Origin of the sequence: Methanobrevibacter arboriphilus JCM 13429 = DSM 1125 (assembly GCF_002072215.1) — an archaeon.
GTDB classification, from domain to species: Archaea; Methanobacteriota; Methanobacteria; order Methanobacteriales; family Methanobacteriaceae; genus Methanobinarius; species Methanobinarius arboriphilicus.
In genome coordinates, this window is the sequence record NZ_JXMW01000004.1 from 100,595 (window position 1) to 112,763 (window position 12,169).

Consider the following 12,169-nt stretch of genomic DNA (forward strand, 5'->3'; position numbering starts at 1 on the left):
TGATCTATAAAAAATACTTTAATTAATAATTTAATTAATAATAATTTATTAAAATGATTTATAAAACCTCAATATCTAAATTATTACCATTTTTCTTAAATTTAACCATCTTATCAAATTTATTAGATCCAAAACCTTCTTTATATAATTTAGAAATAGAAATTTTATTATCTAAAAGATTAATTATTGATTTTCCTATATTAAATTTAGCTATTTTACTAAGTCCAACATAAGGAGTAGTAAACCTAGAATTAATCTCTAAAAAATAAATAGGATCATTACCAATAGAATCATCATCAGTTATAATTAAATCAACACCAACAAATCCTTTAATACCTTCAATAGATTCTACAGCTTTTTTAGCTATTAAAAAAGCAGATTCAAGATCAGGGTGATTAAAAGGGAGTTTTCCCCCCATATAAGATTGATTTTCTTTATTTATATCTATATATTGCTTATTAAAGCTAATTGGAATGGCTTTTTTACCATCAGAGATTAAACTAACACTAAAATTATCTCCAGGAATATACTCTTGAAGTAGAACTTGAGTGTTATTAGGAAAAACATTTTTTATATTATTTATATCTTCAATTTCAGATATAATAACCATATCCTGACAATCAACACCATAAATAGGTTTAACAATTAATTTATAATCATTAACATCTCTAATTCTAAAATCATTAGAAGATTTATTAATATTACTATCTCTAGAATCATTGGAAAATTTATTAATATCACTAATTTTAGAATCATTGGAAGATTTTAAAGATTTATATATATCTTTAATAGATTCTTCCCACGAACTTTCATCAGAGATAGTGAACTGAAAAGTTCTAGGTTGTTTTACAATACTTTGAAGATGTTTGAAAGTTAAAAATTTGTTAGAACAGATTAAAGTAGAATTTGAATCAGAACCATAAATTTTTACACCTTTATCTTCAATTAATTTAGCTAAATTGTATAGATTCATATTTTCTTCAGCTGAAATAAACATACAACTATCAAATTTATCTATATTACCCTTTAACCAATCTTCTAAAGGCACATCAATAATAATTTTATTTTCATTAATATAATTATAATTATCTCCAATATATTTAAAATCATTAGATACTAGAAAATGAATTTTCGTATCACTATCCTCTGAAAACGAACTTAAGTCATTTAAAAGGGAATCGATTAAACATTTAGCTTCAGAAATAATCATAGGATCGTTTTTTCCAGAAGCAGTGTAATATTCAAAAACTAAAACAGAGTTAACACTATTATCATTTACCATAAGAATCCCTTAAAATTAAAGATTAGATATTAAAAATAAAAATGAAAAATTACAAGTAACAAATTATAGACATTTAAAAATACTTTTAAAAATACTTTAAAAATGATATACAAACACTTAAAATCTACAATATTTTACAAACACTTGCAAACACTCTAAAAATACTTTACAAACATTAAAATCTACAATACTTTACAAATACTTAAACTCCACAATACTTTACAAATACTGAATCTATAAAAATCAGCTCATTTTATCATATAAGATATTCATTCCTTTTAAATTCAAATCATCAGTTGGAAACTTCATTGATTCGTAAACAGGGTTGAAAACTGTTCTAATTAAAGCATTATTATTAATTTCAAAATCAGAAACTGTAATATCTTCATCAACAATTTTCATTAAAGTAGTGAAAGTATCCATAATATCATCAGGAGAATCTAATCTACATTCTCCTTTTTCATAGCTATCTTCAATTATATCTAATATTTGCTTTCCAGCTGTTCCATCACCATAAGGATTTGGAGCTAAACTCATTTTATCATAAAAAGATTTATCATTTAAGATTTTATTAGCACTCTCAACAATAAAATCTTTATCAGCACCAACTAAAATATTTCCACCCATATCAACAGTTTCAGGACGCTCAGTATTATATCTAAGTGTAAGAGAAGGAATATCTAGAGTAATAGCCTCTTCCTGAAGACCTCCAGAGTCAGTGACAATAATTAATGATTTTGACATTAAAAGTAAAAAGTTTAAATATCCTAATGGTTTAATAAGATGAACATTATCTAATTTAGCTAAATCTTCATATAACCCAAAGTTTTCCATTGTTTTTTTAGTTCTTGGATGGATTGGAAAAACAATGTTAAAATCTTTAAGTTCAGCTATTGCATTGATTATATCTGTTAAACGCTTTTTATTATCAACATTTTCAGCCCTATGCATAGTTAAAGTAATAATATTATCTAATTTTAATAGGTTTAATATTTCATTAGAAAATGATGAAGAAGTAGAAGAAGAATCAAGAGAAGTAGAATCATTAGGAGAATTAAAATAATTAGAAGAATTAGGAGAAGTAGGAGAAGTAGAAGAATTAGGGGAGCTAGGAGAAGTAGAAGAGGTAGGAGAAGTAGAAGAATTTTCCATATCATCAATATGTTTTTTAGCTATTTCTAAATTTCTAAAACAAGCATCAACAACAGTGTTTCCAGTTATAAATATATCTTTTCTAGAAATGCCTTCAATAGATAAATTAATAGCAGATTTTTCAGTGGGAACAAAGTAATACTTTGAGCAAACATCAGCAGATTTTCTATTAACTTCTTCAGGCATAGTAATATCATAAGACCTAAGTCCTGCTTCTACATGACCTACAGGAATATGGAGTTTAGAAGCTACTAAAGCTCCAGCTAAAACAGCATTTGTATCTCCTTGAACTAATAGAATGTCTGGGGTTTCTTTGAGTAATATTTCTTCTATTCCTTCCATCATCTTACCAGTTTGTTTACCATGAGAAGAAGAACCCACACCAATGTTATAGTTAGGAGTAGGTAATTCTAGCTCTTCAAAAAACTGATCAGACATTTCATGATCATAATGTTGACCAGTGTGAATAAGAATTAATTCATGACCTCTAAAAATAATTTCATCAATGACAGAAACCATTTTTATAATTTCAGGCCTTGTTCCAAGTACAATAGCTATTTTCATCAATTATCTCCTATTTTTAATTTAATAATTTATTAATGTTTTTAGTATAATTTATTAATGATTTTAACTAATTCTAGTATAATTTTAATATAATTAATCAATATTTTTAATATAATTTATTACTATTTTCAATTATAATTGAAGGTTTTGATAACTAAATTAACAGTTTTAATATACAGTTTTAATACAATTATATAATATAAAGTTTGAATAAGTATAGTATAAATTAATTTTTTAAATATAAATAAATTTGGCTAATCTATTATCTATCATTAATTGTTTTATATACCAATTTTCTAAGAAATAACATTTTTTGAGTATACTTAAAAAATAATTATTAACAAAATTTTTATATGAAAGTGTTAAAAGTCCTATAAATGAAAATCCATGAAAATGAAAATAAAAATATAAAGCAAAATTTAATTTTTATAAAAATGATGAAAAATGATATTTGCTCAGAAATCTATTTGAGCTCTTTTATACCATATTTCATGATTCCAACAATTTTTAACAGACCCTAAACTATTTTGACTGCTAGTTATATCAGCAATCACCCATTTACCATTAACATAAACTTCAGCCCAAGTATGACCTATATGTCCACTAGATTTGAAAGTAGCCATACCATTTACATAACGAGCAGGAATACCAGAAGCTCTTAAAAGCCCAATCAACAAATGAGTTTGATCAACACAATTACCCAATCTACTAGATAAAGTATTAACTGCACCTTTAAGAGTCTCAGTATAAGATTGATATTTAATATTATCCCTTACCCAGTTAAAAATAGCAGTAGCTTTTTGCAATTCATTAGTGCAACCTTTTGTAATTTCCTTAGCTTTAGCCTGAATTCTAGCATCATTCACCTGACAATTCTTAGTAGGTTTCAAATACTCATCTAAACCAATAGGAGGATTAGTATTTCCACCAGTTCCACCATTAATTTTACTAGAGCTATCTACGGTCACATCAACATAATTTGGAATTGCTTTATTATTATGTATATAAGACCCTATTCGTGCAAAAACATAAATCACCGATTGATATTGTAAATTACCAAGACTAGAATTAATATAGTTAGGAGTTTTTTTATTTGTTTTATAATAGTTTGCTGTGGATTTAGCTAAATTAAAAAATTCAGCTTTATAAATTTTTCCAAGTTTATTATTTCCTGAAGAATTAGAAGGAGCATTAGTTTTTAAAACAGCTATATTAGAATTTACACCTGAATTTTTATTAACAAGTGCTTTTGATAATAGATATAAGAAATCATTAGCAGAATAAGTATCAGAACCTACTTTAACTTTTGAGGGTATTGCATTATTAGTTTCAATGTAATTTTTAACCCTATTTGAGGCTTCAAAAATATTAGTCATAGAAACAGATTTAGTTGGATTAACAACTTGAGAACCAGAACCAGAAGAACCAGAAGAACTATCTGAACTGGAAGAATATTTTGGGAAATACTTATTAATAGGATGAGTAGCAGAAATAGAAAGAGTAAGAGTATTAGGCAGTTTACCACCATTATCTGCAGACCATGCTAAAATACGACTGTTAGCATAAATAAATGTCTGAAATTTCATCTTACCTAGTTTTGTAGAAATAAAATTAGGAGCACGATTATAATTTTTTATATATTTATAAGCATTAACATTATAAGTGGAAAACTGTTTTTTAGTGAGTTTTCCATTAATTTTAGAACCCGAAGGACTATTCGGACTTTTAACACCAGGTTTAACTGTAACTGTATTCTTTTTTTGTTTATATTTATAATGTATCGTTAAAGATGATAGATGCATATATTCTTCCATTGAATATTTTTGATTTTTAATAGTAACATAATTTGGCAGTTTTTTATTTTTATCAGTATAAGTTTTAATATTTTTACTAGCCTTTAAAACATCAGATTGAGAAACTTTTTTAGCTTTAGTATTCCCATCACTAGATTCAGCAGCAGAAACACTCGTAAGACTAATTCCAATGACAAAAATAGCTAAAAGAACAAATATAATGATCTTTTTTTTATATTTTACCATATATTTTATACCTCCAAAAAAAACTGATATTCCTCACAATTATCAGTTTCAAATAAGAATCATAACAAAAATGTGATAATAATATATTTAGTTCATACTATATAAAATTTAAGTATTAAACTCATAATTATCATATTTTTTTATTTTAACTGTAACTTACTTATAAAACATTGAATAGTTTATAAATATTGTTTTTAAGAAATAGAATAAATTTAATTAGTATTATTTAAGTATTATGTGAAATAAATTTTTATATTACTACTAAAGAATTTTTTAGAGTATAGTAGTTAAAGTAATAAATATTTAGGCATACCTAAAAATATAAGTATTAATTAGAAAATATAAAAATAGGGGTGAATAAAAAAATGAAAAAAATAAACAAAAAAATAATATTAATCTCAATAATGCTAATTACAACAGCATTAACAATAAGTTCAGTATCTGCAAATGAAATAACAATAAATGAAAATAGTACTGGAGGCATTAAAGAAGCAGTCAATACTGGTAATTCAACTATTATATTAGAAAGTGGGACTTATAAAGGAGAAAACAATACAGAAATTGGAGTTAGATACGAAAATAATATTATTATAAAAAGCAAAAATCCTAATAATAAAGCAATAATTGACTGTAATAATTCATGGTTTATAGGAAATGCAGGAAATTTAACATTGATAAATTTAATAATAGTTAATGGTCAAGGAATGGAAGAAGGGATTACTCAAGGAGTTATTACTAATTTAGGAACAATATACATTATAAATTGTTCTTTCATGAACAATAATCTAACCATAGGCTCAGTAATTAATAATATCAAAATTTCAGATCCAGATGGAATTATTACAGTTGCAGGCAGTGCATATATTATAAACTCAACATTCATCAATAACAAAGCACTTGAAGGAGGAGCAATATTCAATCAAGGAAATATAAGTATTGCAAATTCTAATTTTACTAATAATTCTGCTAATACTGGAGGAGCAATATATAATGATGAGGGATTAATGGAAATTTATTCTTCAGTTTTCCTAAACAATAAAGCGATAGGAGAAAATGGAGGAGGAGCAATCTTTAATGATTATTGTGATATTCCCATAATTATCGATTCTTGTAGCTTTATTAATAATTCTGCAAAAGTAGGAGGATCTATTGGAAGCTCTGGAAGTTTAAATATTCTTCGTTCTAAATTTATAGATAATACTGCTACTAGTGGTGGAGGAGGTATTGCATCAGCAGGAGGAGAATTAGGTTATATTTGTAATATTTATAATTCCTCTTTTATCAACAATAGTGCACCAATGGGAGGAGCAGTATTGAATATAATGCAATTGAATATTTTTAATTGTAATTTCACTAATAATAAGGCAAATGAAACAGGAGAAGCAATAATCAATCTTATTTCCCCTTTAAATGTTTCAAATTCTAATTTTAATAATAATTCAGCTACTAAAGGTAGTGATATTTATTTAAGTACAATCCAATTTCCAGTTTCTATTACATATAATACTTTTTTAAATAGTAAAAATAATTCTATATATTATATTAATACAGAAGAAATGATGCCTGGAATGGTAGGTAATGTTTCAAATGTTAAAATTAGTCATAACTGGTGGGGAACAAATAATATAAAAGACAAAGTCATTGGTGTTAAGCCAATAAACTATTACACAATGAAAATCACAACAAAGATAGCTAACAATAAATTATACGTAACTGATAAACTCACCATATACTATTATTTTGTACTTAATGGTACAAATAATAATGCAGATGCAAAAAACAAGCTAAAATACTTCACAACAAGCTTATATTATAATGGTAAACTTTTAAAAAATATTGATGGAAGAATAAACACTAATTATTCAATTACCTTAAAAACAATAAGTAACACAGTAAAAGCTAAATTAGATAAACAAGAATCTAATATTAAATATACTGCTCGTAAACTAAAAACAACAAACAATTTCCAAATAGCATCTAAATCTAAAAAATACACTAAACTGAAAATCAGTTTAAAAGACAATAAAAAGAAATCAGTAGCTAAAAAATGGATAAAAGTTTACAAAGGCAAAAAATACTTAGGAAAAGCAAAAACAAACACAAAAGGAATAGCATACTTAAAAATCAAAACAAACAAAATCAAAGGCAAAAACAAAATAACAACAAAATATACAGGAACTGGAATATACACATCATCCAAAAAAACAAAAACACTCAAAATATAAAAACAAGAAAATTAAAAGATAAGTAAGAAAAATTAAAATTATTTTTCAACTATCTTTAAATTTTTTTAAGTATTATTTCAATCTTCTTTTTCTATTAAATTGGCTTTGTAGAAACCCTTTTTTTTTCTTGAGATTTTATTGATTTTGAAAAATAGGCAGTTGTGTTTTTAATTTTAATACACTTGAAACTGTTAGTCGTTGTTTTTGGAAAAAATAAGGGTAAATAGTTATTTATATTGGACTGGAGGATATTTAGTATTATGACTAGTAATATAAAGTATCCTCCAATTTGTTGTTTGTTTTCAAGACAGTTAAATCTTTTGGATTTTGGCTTGGAAAAAAAGTTTAATAATTCTACTGCAAAAATCTTAAAAGAAAATAATAAAGATATTACAACAAATAACCTCTTAAGATTCATTGAATTCACATATAAATATGCAAAAATAACTTTAAACAAATATTCTAACACTTTTTCAAATCATTTATACACACAACATACATTATTCACTATTTCAGCAATAAAAATCTACATAAAATCGAAGGGAAATTAATAGTATTAGATGGAACAGGGTTTACAAACGATAATGCAGACAAATATTACGCAAAAGTGAGAAAAAAAGAAAGAAAAAGCTATGTTGAAACCCATATTGCAATTGATGTGAAAACTAGACTAATTCTTCATTATACAGTTCAAAAAAGTCTAAAACACGACACAAAATTTGCAATAGCATCCCTAAGACAAATAAAAAAAAATATAATCCTCCCTATATACTAGCAGACAAAGCATACGACACAGAACTAATAAGAAAATGTATAAACGAAGAAATAAAAGCTTTTGACCAAATACCATTGAAAAAAAGAGCTAAAAAAGGACAATACAGACTAAAAAGCCCAACAATATTCAGACCCCAAATATGCTCAAAAAGAAACAACATAGAAAGTGTAATAAGCGTAAGAAAAAGAAAATTTAATGGAATAAACAAAAGCAAAACACAAAAAACATCAAACAAAGAAAAAAAACTCAAAAACACAATATACAACATATACAGATCAACCCAAATCTCATAAAAAAAAGGGTTTCTACAAAGCCTAAAAAATAATAAAAATTAAAATATAAATAATAAAAATAAATATGGAGGAAAAAAATAAATAAGCCCTCCTAAAAAAAAAATGTTTAATTATTGTTTTCTTCTTAAGCTGATTCCAAATATACTTATCAATACTAGTATAATAGCTATTATTGGTATTCCTGTTTTTTTCATAGTAGCTATTGCTACTGGATTATCGCTTGTTTTATTGCCATTACCATTAGTACTATTAGTATTATTAGTGTTGTTGGTGTTATTGTTGTTTTTGGTTTCAAATTCAGCAAATGCTAAATTACTAAAGTAATTTTCATTGTCAGATGAAACTGTAATCTTATGTTTACCAGAGGTAAGTTTAGAATTTGGTATATGGAATATTCCAACTCCATCAGAATCTGTTATCACAGATCCTATGTATTTACCATCTAATTCAAGATTAACTTTATAATCTGGTATGGTATCACCATCTTCATCAACTACTTTAACAATCAAATCAACAGAACCATTCTTATTTTCATTAACAGTGACATTAGTGAAAGTTTCACCTTTTTTAACATCAAAACTAGTGCTGTTAGTGAAACCTAAATATTTAGTATCACCATTGAAATTAAGTACAACTGTAGTTTTTCCAGTTTTTTCAGGTTTATAAGTTAAATACCAGTAACCATTGGAATTAGTTTTCACTAAATGTTTTTTACCATCAATAGTGATTTCTAATTCACTATCAGCTATTGTATTATCTTCCTCATCGAGAAGAACACCACTTATAACAGTAGTTTTCCCTATTCTAAAATCAGCTGAAAGGTCAATACTAGAATATGTAGCTAATTTATTAACATTGAAGTTAGTATTATTGGTAAAGCTAGTGTAATTATCATTACCTTCCCAAGTAACATTAATATTAAAGTCACCTGCATGAGTTGGAGTGTAATTAATATTCCAACTACCATTATCAGCAGTTGTTACATTAAAGTTTTCACCATCAATAATAACAGTAATAGTAGTATTAGCTATTGGATTACCATTTTCATCAGCTAAAACACCATCAATTATTATAGAATCTCCAACCTTAATATTACTAGGAATATTAATAGAAGAATTAACACCATTCTTAGCCACTAAAAAGCTAGTTGCATTATTAAAAGCAGTATAATTTTCGTTACCAGCATAATTAACACTAACAGTTATATTTCCAGTACGATTAGTTGTATAATTAAGACTCCAACCACCAGTAGAATTAATAGTAACATCATTATAAACATTATCATCAACACTAACAGTTAAAATGTCAGAGCCATTACCAACATAACCAACAAGCTCACCAGAAATAGTAACATTGTTGCCAATATTTACAGTTTCAGGATTAACAACAATACTAGAATTAGTATCATTCAAAATCACAGTAAAACTACTTGCATTAATAAAAGCAGTATAATTCTCATTACCAACATAACTAACAGTAATAATTATGTTTCCTGTACGATTAGTTGTATAATTAAGACTCCAACCACCAGTAGAATTAATAATAATATTATCATAAACATTACCATCAACACTAACAGTCAAAATATCAGAGCCATTACCAACATAACCAACAAGCTCACCAGAAATAATAGCATTAGTACCAATTTGAACACTAGCTACAATAATACTAGAATTAGTACTATTCTTAACAACTTCAAAACTAGTACTATTACTAAAAGCAGTATAATTATCATTACCAGCATAAGTAACACTAACAGTTATAGTTCCAGTACAATTAGTTGTATAATTAAAATTCCAACCACCAGTACCATTAACAGAAACATCTGTATAAAGATTACCATCAACAGTAACATTAACACCAGTTATACCAGTATAATTAGCTAACTGACCAGAAATAGTAACATTATTGCCAATACTCACTGAATCATTACTAACAATTATACTAGAATTAGTAGTTAATTGGAGGGAATTAAAAGCTACATTATCATCTACATTATCTAAAGTAGCAGCTAAAGTTTGAACACCAAATGTAGCTGTTGCATTATAAACAAAACCATCAACACGACTACTATTAAAATCATCACCATTAAAAGTTCCATTAACAACAAAATCAGGTAAAAATTCAACACCATCATTACTAAGCGTAGTATTCAAAACTAACAACATAAAACTAACATTATCACCAAAATGAACACCATCCAAACTAGAAGTATTAGTAATATTCAAAATAAAATGATTAAAAGTATCAACACCCAAAATCATACCAGTAATATCATTAACACCCCACCAATTACGATCAAAAATACTATTATCATTATGACCAGTAACATTAACACCAAAAGAAGCAATAATACGATTATACTCAACAGTAACATTAACCAATGAACCAGCACTTAAACCAGTAAAATTCAAACCAGCATTAGTAGCAAAAATAGTATTACCACTAACAACAAAATCAGTCACATTAGTAACACCACCACCAGTATAGAAATAAAAACCATCACCACTAGTAGCATTAATAGTATTATTCAAGAAATTAACACCCTTAACATTACCATTATACAAATAAACATAAACACCATAACTAACACCAGTAATATTGTTGTTAGCGAAGGTTATATTGGTGTTGTTGCTGCTGTATGCATACAGATAAACACCATATGTTCCTGTGATGTTGTTGTTGGCGAAGGTTATATTGGTGTTGTTGCTGCTGGATGCATACGGCAGCAATAACACTAATTTATCCTTTGCCAACAACAACATCACAGGAACATCCGGCCCTGGTGTTGCTCTGGATGCATACAGTAGCAACAACATCAATATATCCTTCGTCAATAACAATATTACTGGTGTTAGTTATTGTGTTTCTCTGTATGCATACAGTAGCAACAACACCAATATAACCTTNGCCAACAACAATATTACTGGTGTTAGTTATGGTGTTTATGTTTATTTGTCTAATGGTAATGTTAAGGGTGTTAATTTCTTGAATAATACTATTAATGTTACTAATGGTGATGGTTTTTATTTCTATACTAGTGGTGCTGGTGTTACTAATGTGACTGATTTTGTTGTTAGTGGTAATACTATTTTTGCTACTAAGGCTGGTTTGAATTTTACTGGTTTAAGTTCTGGTTCATTGGTTAATGTTACTGTTGAGTATAATCGTATTATTGCTTCTGTTGGTGTTAATATTACTGGTCATAATGATAATAGTAGTTTTGATCGTAATTGGTGGGGTCTTAATAATATAACTGGTAAAATTTTGGGCATTGATACTCTTAATCATTTTATTTTGAATATTACTAATACTTCTAGTTTGGATGGTGTTCATTTTGGTGATAATGTTAGTTTTATGTTGTTAGTTTTGAATACTACGCTTAGTAATGATGGTGTTGAATTTTTACCTGATTTTGTTGTTAATGGAACTTTCAATGGTGATGATTTTAATAGTAGTCGTGTTGATGGTTTTGTTTATAATGCAACAGCTACAGCTGGTGTTCAAACTTTAGCTGCTACTTTAGATAATGTAGATGATAATGTAGCTTTTNATTCCCAATTAACTACTAATTCTAGTATAATTGTTAGTAATGATTCAGTGAGTATTGGCAATAATGTTACTATTTCTGGTCAGTTAGCTAATTATACTGGTATAACTGGTGTTAATGTTACTGTTGATGGTAATCTTTACACAGATGTTTCTGTTAATTGTACTGGTGGTTGGAATTTTAATTATACAACTAATCGTACTGGAACTATAACTGTTAGTGTTAATTATGTTGGTAATGAGAATTAGACTGCTTTTAGTAATAGTACTAGTTTTGAAGTGTTGAGGAA

General features: G+C 26.7%; 6 protein-coding genes and 1 pseudogene. 3 read left to right on the forward strand and 4 right to left on the reverse strand.

Annotated elements, in window-relative coordinates; translation table 11 throughout:
- Positions 1 to 58 precede the first annotated feature (58 nt).
- From MBBAR_RS03260 to MBBAR_RS03275, 3 genes are all read right to left on the reverse strand, one after another.
- A complete protein-coding gene (locus MBBAR_RS03260; RefSeq protein WP_080459837.1) occupies positions 59 to 1,282 on the reverse strand; it encodes an ATP-grasp domain-containing protein in 1,224 nt (407 codons plus the stop codon).
- A 243-nt stretch (positions 1,283 to 1,525) separates the two neighbouring features.
- Positions 1,526 to 2,998: a non-hydrolyzing UDP-N-acetylglucosamine 2-epimerase gene (wecB, locus tag MBBAR_RS10505; protein WP_249025026.1), complete on the reverse strand. Its 1,473-nt coding sequence runs from the start codon at positions 2,996 to 2,998 to the stop codon at positions 1,526 to 1,528.
- A 455-nt stretch (positions 2,999 to 3,453) separates the two neighbouring features.
- Positions 3,454 to 5,037 carry a transglutaminase domain-containing protein gene (locus MBBAR_RS03275; protein WP_080459838.1) on the reverse strand — a complete coding sequence of 528 codons (1,584 nt, stop codon included), beginning with the start codon at positions 5,035 to 5,037 and terminating at the stop codon, positions 3,454 to 3,456.
- A 365-nt stretch (positions 5,038 to 5,402) separates the two neighbouring features.
- On the opposite strand from MBBAR_RS03275, the gene MBBAR_RS03280 reads away from it, so the two are divergent.
- The 3 genes and pseudogenes from MBBAR_RS03280 (at position 5,403) to MBBAR_RS10705 (ending at position 8,330) form a co-directional block, all read left to right on the forward strand.
- Positions 5,403 to 7,262 (forward strand): hypothetical protein, encoded by a 1,860-nt coding sequence (locus tag MBBAR_RS03280; RefSeq protein ID WP_080459839.1) that lies wholly within the window; start codon positions 5,403 to 5,405, stop codon positions 7,260 to 7,262.
- Between the two features lie 260 nt (positions 7,263 to 7,522).
- Complete coding sequence (locus tag MBBAR_RS03285) at positions 7,523 to 7,813, forward strand: hypothetical protein (protein WP_080459840.1); 291 nt, start codon at positions 7,523 to 7,525, stop codon at positions 7,811 to 7,813.
- Positions 7,813 to 8,330, forward strand: a pseudogene (locus tag MBBAR_RS10705) (transposase). Before MBBAR_RS03285 ends, MBBAR_RS10705 begins: the two are co-directional and overlap by 1 nt.
- A 110-nt stretch (positions 8,331 to 8,440) precedes the next feature.
- Here MBBAR_RS10705 and MBBAR_RS03295 read toward each other — a convergent pair.
- The gene (locus MBBAR_RS03295) at positions 8,441 to 11,149 is read right to left on the reverse strand and encodes a beta strand repeat-containing protein (protein ID WP_143746120.1); all 2,709 of its coding nucleotides are present in this window, start codon (positions 11,147 to 11,149) and stop codon (positions 8,441 to 8,443) included.
- Positions 11,150 to 12,169 lie beyond the last annotated feature (1,020 nt).